The sequence below is a fragment of the Ewingella sp. AOP8-B2-18 genome, from assembly GCF_052376015.1.
Taxonomy (GTDB): domain Bacteria; phylum Pseudomonadota; class Gammaproteobacteria; order Enterobacterales; family Enterobacteriaceae; genus Ewingella; species Ewingella allii.
Window position 1 is genome coordinate 192574 of the sequence record NZ_JBQSVB010000006.1, and the last position, 18521, is coordinate 211094.

The window sequence follows — 18521 nt, forward strand, 5'->3', positions numbered from 1 at the left end:
ATAGACGCGAAATTGTCTGATTTTTTTCAGAGATTTCTTCTGGTCATAGCCACAACCGAGGCAGAGAGTAGGCCGCAATTTATGAACACAGCAGTTTTTATGGAGAGTTGTCATGTCTGGCGATGATCGCGAGCCGATTGGCCGTAAAGGCAAACCCGCAGGACGTAAGCCTTCGCGCTCGCGTCCGGTACGTCGCCGTAGGGATGACGATTATGAAGAATTCGATGATGACTATGAAGAAGACCGCGAAACGGATGACGACTATGACGATGAAGAAGAGACCCGTCGGGAGTCGCGTATGACCCGCAAAGCCGCGCCACGCAAAGCGGCGAAATCCGGCAAAGGGGGCAAGCCGCGCAGCAGAAAACGCTGGTGGTTCTGGCTGCTGTTTAAGCTGTTCATCATCTTCGCCATTCTGATGGGGATTTACGGTTTCTATCTCAATACTGAGATCCGTGGCCGTATTGATGGCAAAGTCTGGCAGCTGCCAGCGGCGGTGTATGGTCGTCAGGTCAACCTTGAGCCGGACATGCCGTACAGCAAAAAAGAGATGATTAACCTGCTGGAAGGCACGCAATACCGCCAAGTAACGCGTATTACCCGTCCGGGCGAGTTTACCGTGGCTGCCAACAGCATTGATCTGCTGCGCCGCCCGTTTGATTTCCCAGATGGTAAAGAGGGCCAGATCAACGCGCGCCTGATGTTCGAAGATAACCATCTTTCGGAGATTAAGAACCTCGACAACAACCGCGATTTCGGGCTGTTCCGCCTCGATCCGCGTTTGATCACCATGCTGCAATCTCCGAACGGCGAACAGCGCCTGTTCGTGCCGCGCTCTGGTTTCCCGGACCTGCTGGTGGACACGCTGCTGGCAACCGAGGACCGTCACTTCTATGAGCACGATGGCATTAACTTCTGGGCGATTGGCCGCGCGGTGGTGGCGAACTTAACCGCCGGACACGCGGTGCAGGGCGGCAGTACGCTGACCCAACAGCTGGTGAAAAACCTGTTCCTGACCAACGAACGCTCGCTGAGCCGTAAAGCGCGCGAAGCCTATATGGCGATTCTGGTCGACGCCAACTACAGCAAAGATCGCATCCTCGAGCTGTACCTGAACGAAGTCTATCTCGGCCAGAGTGGCTCAGATCAGATTCGCGGCTTCCCGCTGGCGAGCCTCTACTACTTTGGTCGTCCGGTGGATGAGCTGAGTCTGGATCAGCAGGCGCTGTTAGTCGGCATGGTGAAAGGCGCCTCGCTGTACAACCCGTGGCGTAACCCGAAACTGGCCCTTGAACGCCGCAACTTAGTGCTGCGTTTGCTGGTTAATCAAAAAGTTATCGACCAAGAATTGTATGACATGCTCAGCGCGCGCCCTCTGGGCGTCCAGCCGAAGGGCGGGGTGATTTCTCCTCAGCCAGCCTTTATGCAGATGGTGCGTCAGGAGCTGCAGGCCAAGCTTGGCGATAAAGTACAGGATATGTCAGGGGTGAAAATCTTCACCACCCTCGACCCGATTTCTCAGGATTCCGCCGAGAAAGCCGTGGAAGAAGGCATTCCTTTACTGCGTAAGAAGAGCGGGTTGAACGACATTGAAACCGCGATGGTGATTGTTGACCGCTATACCGGCGAAGTGCGTGCCATGGTCGGCGGCGCCGAAACCCAGTTTGCGGGCTTCAACCGTGCCATGCAGGCGCGTCGTCAGGTCGGCTCTCTGGCCAAGCCTGCGACCTACCTGACTGCCCTGTCGCAGCCGGATAAATACCGCCTGAACACCGTGCTGGCTGACCAGCCGCTGACCCTGAAACTGGCCAATGGCCAGACCTGGTCGCCGAAGAACGATGATCACCAGTTCCGTGGACAGGTGCTGCTGGTGGACGCGCTGGCGCGCTCGATGAACGTGCCAACGGTTAACCTCGGTATGGCTGTCGGTCTGGATAACATTACCAAGCAGCTGATTAACCTGGGTATTCCAAAAGAGTCGCTGAACCAGCTACCGTCAATGCTGTTGGGGGCTATTGCCCTGACGCCGATGGAAGTTGCGCAGGAGTACCAGACCATTGCCAGCGGCGGCAACAAAGCGCCACTGTCCGCCGTGCGTTCGGTAATTGCGGAAGACGGTACCGTGCTCTACCAGAGCTTCCCACAGGCGGTTCGCGTTATTCCGGCTCAGGCTTCTTATCTGACCATGTACGCGATGCAGCAGGTGGTTTCCGAGGGGACTTCACGCGCCTTGGCGAACAAGTTCCCGAACCTGCATCTGGCGGCGAAAACCGGTACCTCCAACGAACTGCGTGACAGCTGGTTCGCGGGTATCGACGGCAATCAGGTGGCGATCACCTGGGTTGGCCGCGATAACAACGGCCCGTCTAAGCTGTGGGGTTCTACCGGCGCGCTGGTGCTCTATAGCCGCTATCTGGATAACGAAACGCCGCAGCCGCTGACCTTGCAGGTGCCGGAAGGCATCACCACCATGAATATCGACGGCAGTGGAAACTTCGTCTGTAACAGCGGTGGCCTGACGGGCGGCGTAGCGCGCAGTATCCCGGTTTGGACCGATTCCCCTGACCAACTCTGTCAGGCGTCGCAAGCCGCGATTCAGCAGCAGCAGCAGCAACAACAACAGCAGCAGCAACAGCAATCTCAACAAGAAGATGGCAAAGGCGTTGCGGGCTGGATTAAGGATATGTTCGGCTCAAGTCCGTAGGATCAGATGCTGAAATGAAAAAGGGCGCGACTCAGTTCGCGCCCTTTTTTTATTAGGAGGGGATTAGCTGTTTTCAGCCGGTTTCTGTTGGTTTTCCATCATGCGACGGATAGGGACAATCAGCAGGATCAGCACCGCGGCACAAATCAGCAGCGCGATGGAGCAGCGCGCGAACAGGTTAGGGAGCATTTCCAGTTGGTCAGCTTTCACATGACCACCAATCAGGCCCGCCGCCAGATTACCCAGCGCGCTGGCGCAGAACCACAGGCCCATCATCTGGCCGCGCATTCTTTCCGGCGCCAGCAGGGTCATGGTCGCCAACCCGATTGGGCTAAGGCACAGCTCACCCAACGTCAGCATCAGAATACTGCCCACCAGCCACATCGGGGAGACACCCGCACCGCCGTTGCTCAGCACGTTTTGCGCCGCCAGCATCATCAGGCCAAAGCCCGCCGCAGCAAACAGGATGCCGATAACAAACTTAGTGATGCTGCTCAGTTGGATTTTTTTACGCGCCAGCGCAGGCCACGCCCAGCTGAAAATCGGTGCCAGTAGGATAATGAACAGGGCATTGATCGACTGGAACCACACCGCAGGGATCTCGAAATCACCAATCATTCGCTGGGTATAGTCATTGGCGAACAGGTTGAACGAGGTCGGTTTCTGCTCGAAGGCGGACCAGAAGAAGGCTGCTGATACTAACAGAATGAAGCAGACCAACAGGCGGGCGCGCTCTTTGCGGCTCAAACCGGCGAACACGAATAGATAGATGAAATACAGCGTGACCGAGGCGGCAATCACGTAAACCAGCATGCTGGCTACGGCCAACGGGTTAATAACGATAATGCCCTGAGCGATAAGCGTAACAATCACTGCCACGCCGACGGCCAATGCCAGCAACCAAGTGCCAACGCCATTCTTCTTAGCAACCGGTGTGTTCCAGGTGGAGTCCAGACCCACTTCTTTGTCATAGCGCTTCATCGAAGGCACGGCAAACAGGCGGAAAATAACCAGCGCCACCAACATTCCGATACCACCGATGCCGAAGCCCCAGTGCCAACCGTGGTCGCGAACCAGCCAGCCGGAGATCAGCGGGGCGATAAAAGAACCCATGTTGATGCCCATATAGAACAGCGAAAAACCGCCGTCGCGGCGGGTATCACCCTTCTTATATAGAGTACCGACCATCACCGAGATACAGGTTTTGAACAGACCCGACCCCAGCACGATAAACATTAAACCGATGAAAAACAGGTTGTCGCCCATTACCGCCGACAGGGCGATGGAGAGGTGGCCCAGGGCAATTAGAATCGAGCCATACCACACGGCTTTTTGCTGACCCAGCCAGTTATCGGCCAACCAACCGCCCGGCAAAGCGGCCAAATACATGCTGCCCGCGAAGATACCGACAATCGCCGAGGCATTCTCACGCGCCAGCCCCATGCCGCCGTCGAACACCGCGGCAGACATAAACAGAATTAATAATGGGCGGATGCCGTAGAACGAGAATCGCTCCCACATTTCAGTGAAGAACAGGGATCGAAGTGGGTAAGGATGGCCGAGGAACGTCCGGCTTTCTTGTTTGTTAACAGAGGATTGCATAATGTATTGCCTATTTGGTTTGCTGTATTAAATGCAGCTTTTATTGTCGATGTATGTGTATCTATAGCCTCGGCAATTTCCCTATTAGCCTTAATTATCCCGGTGCGGATTTAACTCCTTTGAGCCTGCTAAAACGCAGTATCGCGCGGGGGAAGGGCCGTACTGTATTTTGTTTTCACAGGATGCTCAACGTTGTTTTATTGCTCTCTTTAGTCCTTTTAACCATTTCCATACTGTGAAACCGCGATTTTAAACGCTTTTTCACCCCCGCGACGATGCATTCAGCGCTTTGAAATTGGGGCATACATTCAGCAGCTAATTTTTACCCTTGGGTAACATTAAAAATATTTATTCTTCATCGGCTTCACATGCCATTTCGAACATTTACCCATCGTATTTACCCCTGTATTACATAGGGCTATTTTCTATTCGTTCACACTTTGTCCGGTCTTAATGCGCTTGCAGAAGGACATCGGTTGCGCATATCATCCGACGTTCATAATAATAATTATCGTTTACATTCCCATTCAACATCTCCAGAGAACAGCAAATGGCACATCAGCGCACACTTTCAATGACTGCATCAAAAGGGTCTTTTCAGCGTGGAACTTTGGCATTAACTATCGCCGCCGCATTGGGAACGACAGCGTTTCAAGCCACCGCGGCTGAGACCAGCACCACCCCAGCGAAAAGCGATACTATCGTGGTTACCGGCAACGCCGCGGCTAACGTAGCGCCGGAATCAGCCTGGGGGCCTTCGCCGACCATCGCGGCGAAACACAGCGCCACCGGCACCAAAACCGACACGCCGATTGTTAAAACCCCGCAGTCAATTTCTGTTGTGACCCGTGAAGAGATGGACATGAAGCAGCCAACCACGGTGAAAGAGGCGCTAGGCTACACGCCGGGCGTGTTCGCCAGCCGTGGCAGCTCTGCTACCTATGACGCGATTGCCATTCGCGGGTTTACATCAGTAAACACCAACCAGTATCTGGACGGGATTAAGCTTCAGGGCGACAACTACTCTGAAGTTTCCATGGATCCGTACTTCCTTGAACGCGTTGAAGTGCTGCGTGGCCCATCTTCCGTGCTCTATGGCAAAAGTAATCCGGGCGGCGTGGTGGCAATGGTCAGCAAGCGTCCAACAACTGAGCCATTGAAAGAAGTGCAGTTCAAAATGGGTACAGACAATCTGTACCAAACCGGTTTTGATTTTAGCGATGCCATTGATGACGCGGGCATTTATTCCTACCGTTTGACCGGCGTCGCGCGTAGCCAAGATACTCAGCAGGTGATGTCGAAAGAGCAGCGTTACGCGATTGCTCCGTCATTTAGCTGGCGTCCGGATGATAAAACTGATTTCACCTTCCTGAGTAACTTCCAGAACGACCCGAATACTGGCTTCTATGGCTGGCTGCCGCGTCAGGGCACCGTGGTGCCTTACTATGATGCCAACGGCAAGCCACACAAGATTTCTACTGACTTCAACGATGGCGAAGCGGACAACAAACTGTCGCGCGATCAGAAGATGGTGGGTTACAGCTTCGCCCATGAATTTAACGATACGTGGACCGTGCGTCAGAACCTGCGCTATACCACGATCAGCAGCGATTTCCGTGGCGTCTATGGCAATGGCTATATTGCACCGGGCCAAATGAGCCGCGCATTTGTGCAGTCGAAAGAAGAACTTAACAACTTCGACGTTGATACTCAGGCGCAGGCCAAGTTCGCGACGGGTTCAGTGGATCACACCTTGCTGACCGGCGTGGACTACATGCGTATGCGTAATGACATCGACGCCTACTATGGCAGCGCGAACCCGCTGGACTTGGGCAATCCACAGTACGGCAATGCCGGCGTGAAGTTGAACTTCCCGTATCAGATTCTCAACCGTCAGGAGCAAACGGGTCTTTATGCACAGGATCAAGCTGAGTGGAATAACTGGATCCTGACCTTAGGCGGCCGTTACGACTTCGCTAAAACCTCAACGTTGACTCGCAGTGCAAACACCACTGCTGAGATTAACGATGAGCAATTCACTTGGCGTGGTGGTCTGAACTACCTGTTTGATAACGGTATTTCACCGTACTTCAGCTATAGTGAATCCTTCGAGCCAAACCCAGGTGCTTCCGCTGAAGGTAAACCTTTCGACCCTTCGATTGGTAAGCAGTACGAAGCTGGGATCAAATACATTCCTGACGATCGCCCAATTAGCCTTACTGCGGCGATCTATCAGCTGACTAAAACTAAAAACCTGACGGCCAATCCGGATCCAGCCTTCTCTTCCTTCAGCGTGCAGTCGGGAGAAATCCGTTCTCGCGGTGTTGAGTTGGAAGCCAAAGCTGCGGTAAACGCCAATATCAATTTGACGGCGTCATACACCTACACAAATGCGAAATACACCGAAGACACGGCTTATCAGGGCAAGCGTCCGGCAGAAGTGCCACGCAACATGGCTTCTCTGTGGGCTGACTATACATTCCACGAAACGGCACTTAGCGGCCTGACTGTTGGTTCCGGTGTGCGTTATGTGGGTGATAGCTCCAGTTTCTATACCACGGGTGCGCAAAACAATCAGACTTTCGACGTGGCATCCTACACCTTGGTTGATGCGACCATTAAGTATGACTTAGGGCGCTTCGGCATGCCGGGCTCGTCTGTTGGCTTGAATGTGAACAACCTGCTGGATCGCGAATATGTCGCCAGCTGCTATCGTGATTATGCCTGTTATTGGGGTTCTGACCGTCAGGTCGTTGCCACAGCAACATTCCGCTTCTGATAGCCTGACGTAGTCATGAAAAGTGGGCACGGAACCTCGTGCCCTTTTCCATTTTTGTTTCTTCGAATCTGACGTAAAGAGCTGCTAACTGAATGTCTGAAAATATTATGCCAAACCACGCCGTTAATCATTCTGCCGCGCAAACTGGCTCTCATGCTAATGACAGTACGTTCAGCCTGAATGAGGTGAGTTTCACCGTGCCCGGACGCACGCTGCTTGCGCCGCTGTCGCTGACTTTCCCGAAGGGAAAAGTGTGCGGGTTAATTGGTCATAATGGCTCGGGCAAATCCACGTTGCTCAAAATGCTAGGTCGCCATCAGTCTGCTTCTGCCGGGCAAATTCAGTTGAATGACACTCCGCTCGAGCAGTGGGATAGCAAAGCCTTTGCGCGTCAGGTCGCTTATTTACCGCAACAACTTCCCGCCGCCGAAGGCATGACGGTGCAAGAGCTGGTGGCGATTGGCCGCTATCCGTGGCACGGCGCGTTGGGGCGTTTCAAACATCAAGATCGTGAGAAAGTCGAAGAGGCTATTTCACTGGTTGGCCTGAAGCCTTTCGCCCATCGTTTGGTGGATAGCCTGTCCGGCGGCGAACGCCAGCGCGCATGGTTAGCCATGATGGTGGCGCAGGACAGCCGCTGCCTGCTGCTCGACGAACCCACTTCTGCGCTGGACATCGCCCATCAGGTTGATGTGCTGGCCCTGATCCATCGCCTCAGCCAAGAGAAAGGGCTGACGGTGATTGCCGTCTTGCACGATTTGAACATGGCGGCGCGCTACTGCGATTATCTGATGGCGCTGCGCGGTGGCGAATTAATTGCCCAAGGCACGCCGGAAGAGATGATGCGCGGCGATGTGCTTGAGCAAGTTTATGGTATCCCGATGGGCATCCTCCCGCACCCAGCCGGTGGCGCACCGGTAAGCTTTGTCTATTGATATGTCTACGATTTTCCCTACACCTGACCTAAATCGCCGCCGTCTGCTACAGGCGTTGGCGCTCTCTCCGCTGCTGGCGGCTATTCCTTCTTTCGCCGCCACGCGCCCTGATTTGAGCAAAATTATTGCCCTTGAATGGCTACCGGCCGAGCTGCTGATGGCGCTGGGCGTCACGCCAATGGGCGTGGCGGATATCCGCAATTACAACCTGTGGGTGAATGAGCCAAAACTTCCAGCGAATGTGATTGATGTCGGCCAGCGAATGGAGCCGAATATGGAGCTGATGCAGCAGCTTAAACCTTCGCTGCTGCTGGTGTCTCAAGGCTATGGCCCGAATGCCAAACAGCTGGCGCCGATTGCGCCGGTGCTGGGTTTAACGGCCAACGACGGCAGCCCGAATCCGCTCCAGCAGGCGATTCGCTCGCTCAACAAGCTGGCGAGTTACCTCGACTTACAGGAGCACGCTGCCCAGCACCTGAAGATTTACCATGACCTGCTGGACACTACGCGCACTCAGGTGCAGCCCTTCGTGCAAAAGCCTATTCTGCTGTTCTCCTTCCTCGACACGCGCCACGTTTTGGTTTTTGGCAAGGGCAGCCTGTTTCAGGAGATCATGCTCGATTTAGGTTTGACCAACGCATGGCAGGGTGAAAGCAGCTTCTGGGGCAGCGTGAGTGTTGGCATTGAGCGTTTGGCGGCGGTTAAAAACGCCCATGCCATCTGCTTCGGGCACGGCGACGCCGATGTCTATGCGCAGGTTTCTCGTACGCCGCTGTGGCAATCCATGCCCTTTGTGCGCGAAAAACAGCTGAGCATGGTGCCCGCTGTTTGGTTCTACGGCGCGACCTTCAGCGCCATGCGTTTTTGCCGCATCCTGACGGCTACGCTGGGGAAAGCCTCATGAATCGTCGCTCTCTCAGCCTGACCTTCATCTTATTAATCCTACTGGCGCTGGTCAGCGCGGCCCTCAGCCTTTACAACCTGCGCCAGCAACTGCCGTTCGATCAGTGGAGTCAGGCGCTGTGGCAGCCGAGCATCGATAACGTCAATCAGATGATGTTCCATTACAGCACGCTGCCGCGCGTGGCGGTGGCGCTGCTGGCCGGTGCGTCCTTGGGGCTGGTCGGGCTGTTATTCCAACAGGTACTGCGCAATCCACTGGCGGAACCCGCCACCCTCGGCGTTTCGGCGGGTGCGCAGCTCGGCCTGACGGTATCCATTCTATGGGCACTGCCCGGCGGCGAGCTGACACAGCAATTTGCCGCAATGATTGGCGCGATAGTCATCGGGCTGCTGGTGTTTGGCATTGCGTGGGGCAAACGCATGTCGCCGGTGACGCTGATCCTTGCCGGATTGGTGCTCGGCCTGTACTGCGGCGCGATTAACGGCCTGTTCGGGCTGTTCAATTACCAGCGGCTGCAAAGCTTATATATGTGGAATACCGGCTCGCTGAATCAGCAAGACTGGAGCGTGGCGAGTTTCCTGCTGCCCCGGCTGATTATCGTTTGGGTGCTGGCGTTTGTGTTGCAACGCCCGATGACGCTGCTGGGTTTGGATGACGGCATTGCCAAGAATCTGGGGCTGGGGCTGAACGTCGCGCGCCTCAGCGTGCTGGCGCTGGCGATTCTAATGAGTGCGCAGATTGTTAACGCCGTGGGCATAGTTGGCTTTATCGGCCTGTTCGCGCCGCTATTAGCGAAGATGCTCGGAGCGCGCCGCCTGACGTCAAGGCTGATCCTCGCGCCGCTGATTGGTGCTCTGCTGCTGTGGCTGACCGACCAAATCATGCAATATCTGACACAGGTGTGGATGGAAATCCCCACCGGGGCGGCCACCGCGCTGGTCGGCGCGCCGCTGCTGCTCTGGCTACTGCCGCGTCTGCGCAACAGTATGTCGCCGCCGCCGATGGATCAGGGCGACCACGTTCCAGAAGAGCGCCACCACTTGGTGCGCTGGGTCGGGCTGGCGCTATTACTGCTGGTCGTGGGCGTTGCCGTCGCGCTGATGGCCGGGCGCGATGCTAATAGTTGGAACTGGTCCACTGGCGCGCAGCTTGATGCGCTGCTGCCTTGGCGCACACCGCGCGTGGTAGCTGCACTTTCTGCCGGGCTGATGCTGGCATCGGCCGGTGTGCTGATTCAGAAGCTAACCGGCAATGCCATGGCGAGTCCTGAAGTGCTGGGGATAAGCTCCGGCGCGGCCTTCGGCGTGGTGCTAATGCTGTTCCTCGTCCCCGGCGACGCCTTTGTCTGGCTACTGCCAGCGGGAAGCGCGGGCGCGGCCATTACGCTGCTGGTGATTCTGGTTTCATCCGGGCTGAAAAGCTTCTCCGCCGAACGCATGCTGCTGACCGGTATTGCGCTCAGTACGGCCTTCAGCACGCTGATGGCGCTGCTGCTGGCCAGCGGCGATCCGCGCATGGGCGGCCTGCTGACGTGGATCTCCGGCTCGACTTACTCGGTGACCATGGCACAGGCGTGGCGCACGGCGGCCATTGCTGCCGTATTGCTGGTGTTGGTGCCTTTCTGTCGCCGCTGGGTGAGTATCTTGCCGCTGGGCAGCGTGACGGCTAAATCGGTGGGCATGGCGCTGACGCCTTCTCGCTCGGCGATTTTGCTGCTGGCTGCGGTAATGACCGCGGCCGCGACGCTGACCGTCGGGCCACTGAGCTTTATCGGCCTGATGGCGCCGCATATGGCGCGGATGCTAGGCTTCCGCCGCGCTATTCCTCAGTGGATGGTCGCCAGTATTTTGGGTGGACTGCTGATGGTGTTTGCCGACTGGTGCGGGCGAATGATTATCTTCCCCGACCAAATTCCTGCCGGGCTATTGGCCACCTTTATCGGCGCGCCGTACTTTATCTATTTGCTGCGGAAGCAGGGAAGGTAGTATCCAACTCAGAAATACAAAAAGGGGCCAATTGGCCCCTTTTTTAATGCTGTTTTGCAACAATCAAAGCTTAGCGAAGCAGCGGCGCGCCGCGTCGATGGTGCGCTGAATGTCTTCCTGAGTGTGAGCCAGAGACATAAAGCCAGCTTCGAAAGCAGAAGGAGCCAGATAGACGCCTTCTTCCAGCATCAGGTGGAAGAACTTCTTGAAGCGCTCGACGTTGCACTTCATCACGTCCTGATAGCTGGTGACGGTTTCTGATTCGGTGAAGAACAGGCCGAACATGCCGCCAACGTGGTTTACCACGAACGGAATGTTCTCTTTCTGCGCGGCATCCACCAGACCTTCGGCCAGACGGGTAGTCAGCTCGGTGAGGGTTTGATGCACGCCCGGCTGGGAAACCTGCGTCAGACAGGCGATACCGGCGGCCATGGCAATCGGATTACCTGACAGCGTACCTGCCTGATAAACCGGGCCGGTTGGCGCCAGCGCGTCCATCACTTCACGGCGTCCGCCGAATGCGCCGACCGGCATGCCGCCGCCGATGATTTTGCCCAAGCAGGTCAGGTCAGGCATCACGTTATAGTGCTCCTGAGCGCCACCCAGCGCGACGCGGAAGCCGGTCATCACTTCATCGATAATCAACAGCGCGCCAAACTCGTCGCACAGCGCGCGCAGGCCCGGCAGGAATTCTGGCAGTGGCGGCACGCAGTTCATGTTACCGGCCACTGGCTCAACGATGATACAGGCCACGTCGTCAGGGTATTGCTCGAACACCGCGCGGACGGAATCCAGATCGTTATAGGTACAGGTTAAAGTATGCTTGGCGAAATCAGCCGGTACGCCCGGCGAATTTGGCTGGCCCAGCGTCAGTGCGCCAGAACCGGCTTTGACCAGCAGGCAGTCGGCATGGCCGTGATAGCAGCCTTCGAATTTGATGATTTTGTCGCGATGGGTGAAGCCACGGGCCAGACGAATGGCGCTCATGGTGGCTTCGGTACCGGAGTTCACCATGCGCACCATGTCCATGCTCGGCACCAAATCGGTGACCAGCTCGGCCATTTTGACTTCCATCTCGGTTGGCGCGCCGAAGCTTAAACCGCGCTGCGCCGCTTCGATCACGGCGTTGCGGATCTCGGCGTTGTTGTGGCCAAGCACCATTGGGCCCCATGAGCCGACATAGTCGATATACGCCTTGCCATCGGCATCAAACAGGAAAGCGCCATCAGCACGCTCAATGAATAAAGGGACGCCGCCCACGCCGGAGAACGCGCGAACCGGTGAGTTTACGCCACCTGGGATTAGCGCCTGCGCCTGCGAAAACAGGCTTTCTGACTTACTCATATACGGCTCCTGGATTGTGCTGCTGTTGTAGAAAAGGGAAATAATGCGCCCATTCTAAAGAAGTGGGGCGCGTTATGAAATCGCTTCGCGCCGTTGGTCTGGTATTCCGTTTTCCGAAATTGGGATTTTTGTGGTTAAATCTGCCCATCTTATTAGCCTATTCCTGCAAACTCATGACTGATACCTCGTCCCACGACTCTGCTAAAGATGCTGCTCTGCGCGGGCCCCGCAAGCGCAGCGATGTTCTGCGCTATTTTCTGCGTCGAGATAAAACGCCGGTGGCGATTCTGGTGGTCGCGGCGATAGTCGGCACCGTCGCCGGTCTGCTTGGCGTGGCTTTCGAAAAGGCGGTGGATTGGGTGATCCACCTGCGCCAATCGGGTTTAGGCGTGTTTAGCGATCATTGGATCTTGCTGCTGCCGGTAGCCTTTATCGCCTCGGCGTTACTGGCCATGCTGGGCTATTTTTTGGTCCACCGTTTTGCGCCGGAGGCCAGTGGTTCAGGCATTCCTGAGATAGAAGGGGCGCTGGAAGAGTTGCGGCCGGTGCGCTGGTGGCGGGTGATCCCTGTGAAATTTATCGGCGGTATGGGCACGCTTGGCGCAGGCATGGTGCTGGGTCGCGAAGGGCCGACGGTGCAGATGGGGGCCAATATCGGCAAGATGATGGTGGATATTTTCCGCCTGCGCAGTGCCGAAGCGCGCCACTCGCTGCTGGCAACCGGTGCGGCGGCGGGCCTTTCCGCAGCCTTCAATGCCCCTCTGGCGGGCATTCTCTTTATCATCGAAGAGATGCGTTTGCAGTTCCGCTACAGCCTGATTTCCATAAAAGCGGTGTTTATCGGCGTGATTATGTCGAGCATCGTGTTCCGCATTTTCAACGGCGAAGGCGCGGTGATTGAAGTTGGCAAGCTGGCCAACGCGCCGCTCAACACCCTGTGGCTCTATCTGGTGCTGGGCATGGTGTTTGGCATGGTCGGCGTGGCGTTCAACGCGTTGATATTCCGCACTCAGGATATGTTCGCCAGAATGCACGGCGGCAAGCTGCGCAAAGTGCTGATCATTGGCGGCCTGCTGGGCGGTTTCTGCGGAGTCTTGGGGCTGTTCCTGCCCGAAGCCGCCGGAGGCGGCTTTGCGCTGATCCCCCTCGCGGCGGCGGGGAAATACACGCTGGGCATGCTGCTGTTTATCTTTCTTATACGAGTTGCGACCACGCTGCTGTGCTTTGCCTCAGGCGCGCCCGGCGGGATTTTTGCCCCGATGCTGGCACTCGGCACATTGCTCGGCACGGCCTTTGGTAGCGCCAGTCTGGCGATGTTCCCGCAGTACGGCATTGAGCCTGCCACCTTCGCGATTGCCGGCATGGGCGCGCTTTTTGCCGCCAGCGTCAGAGCGCCGCTGACCGGGATAGTTTTGGTGTTAGAAATGACGGATAATTATCAGCTGATTTTACCGATGATTATTACCTGCCTGGGTGCCACCCTTCTGGCACAGTTCCTTGGCGGTAAGCCCTTGTATTCCGCCATTCTTACCCGCACTTTACAGCGGCAGGAGCGGGAAAATGCTGCCAAGGCGGAGAGTAAAGAAGCTGACCAGAGCATAAATAGACAGGACGACGGCGCGAAAACCGCTCATACTTGAACCATAACGCTACCTATTAGATAATTAGGTCATTATTCAGACAGTCAATCCGGCGGCCTGAACAGAATACGGATTGGGAGTAAAAAAGATGAGTGAAGCAACAATGAGTGATCCAACCGAAGTGGAAACCAGTGCCTTGCCTCTGCAATTCACCGAAGCGGCTGCCCACAAGGTTAAAAACCTGATCTCTGACGAAGAGAATCCGGATCTGAAACTGCGTGTTTATATCACTGGCGGCGGCTGTAGCGGCTTCCAATACGGTTTCACTTTCGATGACAAAATCAACGATGGCGACATGACGATTGAAAAATCTGGCGTGGCGCTGGTGGTTGACCCGATGAGCCTGCAATATCTGGTGGGTGGCTCGGTTGATTACACCGAAGGTTTGGAAGGTTCACGTTTTATCGTGACTAACCCGAACGCTAAAACCACCTGTGGTTGTGGTTCATCGTTCAGTATCTAACGATTTGCTCATTTCTGAATCTGATTCGGCAAGAATTAAGAAGCATTAAGAAGAATTAAAAGTTTAAAAAGCCCGTTTGCCTTTCAGGTGAAACGGGCTTTTTTGTGCTTTACCATTCTATGGTCACTAACTTCGAGCCTACCGAAACCCCCGGAATAGCCTCTAATTGACTCTCACTGATGCGCGGCTGACCAAAACTCTGCTGCGCGCATCTTACCGAGGGTTGTGCATTTGCCACGCTGACTTCACAGGTTGGCAGGATGGTTAAACTGACTTGAATCTCTCCACTGGTCATGCCCGCCATCGCCGCGATAGGGCTCAGTATAATCAGCGTACTCAGCAATATTTTTCTTATCATGGTTCATTCCAGGTGTGTGTCGTCATCAAAATCTAAAAAAAACATCCAAACGCTGAAAACAGTTATCGGCCACTTACCCCGTCATCTTTAAATTTATTAAAGAAATACAAGGTTTTGGCATCAAGTTATAATGGGTTCTTGTGATGCGTATAATGAGGTGTTTTTAGAGTTATCTTTTTGAAATTTATAAATATTTAAAAAATATTTATTGCTGTTTCTGGCAATTAATTTCAGGGCGACATCATACCAAATGCAGCGAATGATAATATTGATTTTGTGCAACAAATAATCAATTCAGAAAGGGACTACAGAAGGCGAGGAAGGGGACTACAAGTGAGTGAGCGGACACTCACTCTGGAACGATGGGCTGTAGCGTGCTACAAAGTTGTTGCGCTGCCAGGATGATGCGCGGGGCTGCGCGGCTAAACCAGTCGGCATTGAGGTTGACCACCGGGACATTCAGCGCGGGCTGCCAAAATTCGCTAATAGTTTGTTTTTGCTGTTTATCGCCGGTTATCACGATTGCGTGAGGCTGACGCACTAAAACCTGCTCTCTGCTCACTTGCGGCCAAGGCGCACGGCTATCTTCAAAAATATTTTTCCCACCACATAGCGAAACCACTTCACTTTGCAGCGTAGCTTTTGAAACGCTAAACAGCGGCTGGGTGCCAAACTGAATAAATACCGGCAGGGGCTTGGTTCGCGCATATTGCTGCTTTAACCGATCGCGCTGTTGGCGAAGCTGAGCCGCGGCGTTCTGCGCCAGCGTGGGATTTTCGCTGTAATCGGATAACTGTTCGAGAGTTTGCGCTATCTGTTCGATGCTTTCTGGGTCGAGATACAGTACGCGAATCCCCAATGAGGAGAGCTGATCGAGAGGGCGCTGCGGATTGCCGCCTCGCCAGGCTAAAACCAAGTCCGGCTTGAGGGCTAAAATTCGTTCGACATTGACACCTTGCCAGCTGGCGACCTGTTCAATGCTTTTGGCCTGCGGCGGGAAGTCGGAGTAAGCGCTCACGCCGACCAGCTTGTCACCCAGACCTGCGGCGTAAGCCAGTTCAGTCAGGTTAGGTGCCAGGCTGATGACGCGCTGGGCAGGCTGTGCAATGGCCACCGTCGGCAGCCATAAGCACAAGATTATGCACAGAAACCTTGGGATCACGCGCGGTCGCTGTTGGCCAGAGAGGTCAGCATCGCGTCGATCATCAGGCTTGATTGCTCAGCCGCAACAACTAAGAACTCTTCGAAGCTCAGGTGTGATTCAGCATCCGCCACGTCGGAGATCGCGCGAACCACCACGAACGGCGTACCGAACATATGACAGACGTGGCCGATAGCGGCGGCTTCCATTTCGACCGCGGCAACGGACGGGAAGGTTTCACGAATACGAGCCAGTGGCGCTGCACCGTTAATAAAGGCATCGCCGCTGCACACTAAGCCGCGCACTGCGTTAAGGTCTAACTGGCGAATGCAGGTTTCAGCCAGTTCAATCAGCTCTGAGTCCGCGACGAAAGCCGCCGGACAGCCCGCCATCTGGCCTGGCTCATAGCCAAAAGCCGTCACGTCAGCATCGTGATAACGCACTTCTTCGGAAACCACGATATCGCCCACTTTCAGCGTTTTCGCCAACCCGCCCGCAGAACCGGTGTTGATCACCACGTCCGGCTTGCAGTGTTCCAGCAGCAGCGTGGTGCCCATGGCGGCGGCAACTTTACCGATTCCTGATTTCAACAATGCCACTTCGACGCCATTTAGCTGGCCGGTGTAGATTTCACAACCCGCGCGCTCGATGGTTTTACGATTAGTGATTTTGTCGCGCAGCAGGGTGACTTCTTGTTCCATTGCGCCAATGATGCCAACTTTCATAGTAATACTCGCAGATGAGGTGGAAGGGGGCCGCTATACCCTGCAACTTGAATGATTTTGGGTACATATGTGCGGAATTGAAGCTTTTATAACAAGCACATTAAGCGATAGTCTATCATGGCTAGTGGCAAGATAATGCGTTTGGGAAGCTGGTAGGATGTCAGGTTGACACGTGAGTGGCTGAAAAGGGTAGCAAATATGTCCGGGATAGATTTTAAGAGCAAATTCAATTTCCAGCGTCCTTTCAGTCCGCCGGTTGCTGAGGCGCGTGATGAATATGACGTAGTTCGCCACTTTGAAAGCGATCGCGGCAGAATCATTAACTCTGCCGCCATCCGCCGATTGCAGCAAAAAACGCAGGTTTTCCCGCTGGAGAAAAACGCCGCGGTGCGCAGCCGTTTGACTCACTCGCTGGAAGTGCAGCAAGTGGGGCGGCACATTGCCAAAGAGATCCTGCACCGTCTGCGCCGTCAGGGCAAACTTGACAAGCTTGGTCTCACGGAATTCACCGATCCCTTCGAAAGCGTGGTCGAGATGTCCTGCCTGATGCACGACATCGGCAACCCGCCTTTTGGCCATTTTGGCGAGTCCGCCATTAATAACTGGTTCGCCAAACGTATGGATACTGCCAGCTGCGGCACTGTGCCGCAGAGCAGCGACAACTGTACTTTCGACTTCTTACGGTTGCAGGAAGGCGAGGAGCAGGAGAACCTGCTGCGCAGCAATATTCGCCACGATCTGTGTAACTTCGACGGCAACGCGCAGGCCATTCGGCTGGTGTTTACTCTGCTCAAACTCAACCTGACATTTTCGCAAACCGCCTGCATCTTAAAGTACACCCGCCCTGCCTACTGGGCCGCGCCAATCCCGCAAGAACAGGCATACCTGATGAAAAAGCCGGGCTTCTATTTGGCCGAAGAGCCTTTCATTGAGCGGCTGCGCGGTGAGCTAAACATGGGCGAGTTCAGCCGATTCCCGCTGACTTATATCATGGAGGCCGCCGACGATATCTCTTACTGCATCGCCGATTTAGAGGATGCCGTCGAGAAGAATATTTTCACCGTCGAGCAGCTGTTTGAGCATCTGGAGCGCGAGTGGGGTGAGAGCGAAGAGAATGATTGGTTTGAGAAAGTGGTGCGCACCGCCTTTCAGAAAATGGACCGGGCTAAGACTTTTCGTAACCCGGTAGATTATTTCTTTATGGAACTGCGTGTCCAGACCGTGAAGCAGTTGGTCCCTCACGCCGCCATTCGTTTCATTGATAATCTTCCTGCCATATTTGCCGGTAATTTTAATCAGGCATTATTAGAAGATGTAAGCCAAGCTAATAGATTGTTAAAAACATATAAAAGTGTGGCATTTAAACAGGTGTTTAATCATCACGAAGTCGAAGAGTTGGAATTACAGGGCTATCGGGTAATAAGTGGATTGCTGGATATTTACAGCCCGATTCTGGATATGCCTTTGGATGAATTCCGCCAGTTGGTTCGCGATGACACCCATCGCAAGTACCCCATTGAAACCCGACTGTTCCACAAATTGTCCGCCAAGCACCGTCTGGCCTATAATGAGGCGATTACCAAGCTGGAGTCGCAGTCTGAAAGTCAGAAAATTATTAGCGAATTTTATTATCGTGCGCGCATGATTCAGGACTATATCAGCGGAATGACAGATCTTTACGCTTACGATGAATATCGACGGTTGATGGCCGCTGAATAATATATTTAGCCGTATTTACGGGGTGGTTAAGGTAAAGAAATCTCTATTTTTATAATGGACTGGTTAAAAAATAGGCTTTTGTAAATAACCACAATATTTTTTTACCATTGTCATTTCGACCTTAATGAACTTCCCGCTTTTAATTAAATCTCAGTATCACGACTACCGAGCAAGGTGATGCTTTCGTGTCACCATAAATAATTTTAAAAGCATATTTAAAGA

General features: G+C 54.5%; 13 protein-coding genes. 8 read left to right on the forward strand and 5 right to left on the reverse strand.

The features are described 5' to 3' along the window. Window positions 1–112: 112 nt before the first annotated feature. Window positions 113–2704: a bifunctional glycosyl transferase/transpeptidase gene (mrcB, locus tag ACT3RR_RS14050; RefSeq protein WP_496200537.1), complete on the forward strand. Its 2592-nt coding sequence runs from the start codon at window positions 113–115 to the stop codon at window positions 2702–2704. A gap of 63 nt (window positions 2705–2767) precedes the next feature. Here the strand turns inward: mrcB and ACT3RR_RS14055 are convergent, their stop codons facing one another. Then, window positions 2768–4306: a peptide MFS transporter gene (locus ACT3RR_RS14055; RefSeq protein WP_353501033.1), complete on the reverse strand. Its 1539-nt coding sequence runs from the start codon at window positions 4304–4306 to the stop codon at window positions 2768–2770. 550 nt (window positions 4307–4856) lie between these two features. Here ACT3RR_RS14055 and fhuA point away from each other — a divergent pair. The 4 genes from fhuA (at window position 4857) to fhuB (ending at window position 10909) form a co-directional block, all read left to right on the forward strand. Further along, window positions 4857–7085 (forward strand): ferrichrome porin FhuA, encoded by a 2229-nt coding sequence (gene fhuA, locus ACT3RR_RS14060; RefSeq protein WP_496200538.1) that lies wholly within the window; start codon window positions 4857–4859, stop codon window positions 7083–7085. Window positions 7086–7192: 107 nt separating this feature from the next. After that, a complete protein-coding gene (fhuC, locus tag ACT3RR_RS14065) occupies window positions 7193–8020 on the forward strand; it encodes a Fe3+-hydroxamate ABC transporter ATP-binding protein FhuC (RefSeq protein ID WP_496200559.1) in 828 nt (275 codons plus the stop codon). 1 nt (window position 8021) lies between these two features. Further along, window positions 8022–8924, forward strand: a complete 903-nt coding sequence (gene fhuD / locus ACT3RR_RS14070) for a Fe(3+)-hydroxamate ABC transporter substrate-binding protein FhuD (protein WP_496200539.1) — start codon at window positions 8022–8024, stop codon at window positions 8922–8924. After that, window positions 8921–10909 carry a Fe(3+)-hydroxamate ABC transporter permease FhuB gene (gene fhuB, locus ACT3RR_RS14075; protein ID WP_485903116.1) on the forward strand — a complete coding sequence of 663 codons (1989 nt, stop codon included), beginning with the start codon at window positions 8921–8923 and terminating at the stop codon, window positions 10907–10909. The genes fhuD and fhuB overlap by 4 nt, the downstream gene beginning before the upstream one ends. Before the next feature lie 63 nt (window positions 10910–10972). Here fhuB and hemL read toward each other — a convergent pair whose 3' ends face one another. Next, window positions 10973–12253, reverse strand: coding sequence for a glutamate-1-semialdehyde 2,1-aminomutase (hemL, locus tag ACT3RR_RS14080; protein WP_396131656.1), 1281 nt, complete (start codon window positions 12251–12253; stop codon window positions 10973–10975). A 173-nt stretch (window positions 12254–12426) separates the two neighbouring features. On the opposite strand from hemL, the gene clcA reads away from it, so the two are divergent. Together clcA and erpA are read left to right on the forward strand one after the other, a co-directional pair. Then, window positions 12427–13893 carry a H(+)/Cl(-) exchange transporter ClcA gene (clcA, locus tag ACT3RR_RS14085; RefSeq protein ID WP_353501038.1) on the forward strand — a complete coding sequence of 489 codons (1467 nt, stop codon included), beginning with the start codon at window positions 12427–12429 and terminating at the stop codon, window positions 13891–13893. Window positions 13894–13981: 88 nt separating this feature from the next. Next, window positions 13982–14356: an iron-sulfur cluster insertion protein ErpA gene (gene erpA, locus ACT3RR_RS14090; RefSeq protein WP_072009848.1), complete on the forward strand. Its 375-nt coding sequence runs from the start codon at window positions 13982–13984 to the stop codon at window positions 14354–14356. A 109-nt stretch (window positions 14357–14465) separates the two neighbouring features. Here erpA and ACT3RR_RS14095 read toward each other — a convergent pair whose 3' ends face one another. From ACT3RR_RS14095 to mtnN, 3 genes are all read right to left on the reverse strand, one after another. After that, window positions 14466–14714, reverse strand: coding sequence for a hypothetical protein (locus tag ACT3RR_RS14095; RefSeq protein WP_353501039.1), 249 nt, complete (start codon window positions 14712–14714; stop codon window positions 14466–14468). Between the two features lie 349 nt (window positions 14715–15063). Further along, window positions 15064–15876, reverse strand: coding sequence for a vitamin B12 ABC transporter substrate-binding protein BtuF (btuF, locus tag ACT3RR_RS14100; protein WP_485903118.1), 813 nt, complete (start codon window positions 15874–15876; stop codon window positions 15064–15066). Next, on the reverse strand, window positions 15873–16580 hold the full coding sequence (mtnN, locus tag ACT3RR_RS14105) for a 5'-methylthioadenosine/S-adenosylhomocysteine nucleosidase (protein WP_485903119.1): 708 nt from the start codon (window positions 16578–16580) through the stop codon (window positions 15873–15875). Before mtnN ends, btuF begins: the two co-directional genes overlap by 4 nt. A 198-nt stretch (window positions 16581–16778) precedes the next feature. Here mtnN and dgt point away from each other — a divergent pair, with 198 nt between their 5' ends. Beyond that, window positions 16779–18299 carry a dGTPase gene (gene dgt, locus ACT3RR_RS14110; RefSeq protein WP_496200540.1) on the forward strand — a complete coding sequence of 507 codons (1521 nt, stop codon included), beginning with the start codon at window positions 16779–16781 and terminating at the stop codon, window positions 18297–18299. Window positions 18300–18521: the final 222 nt, after the last annotated feature.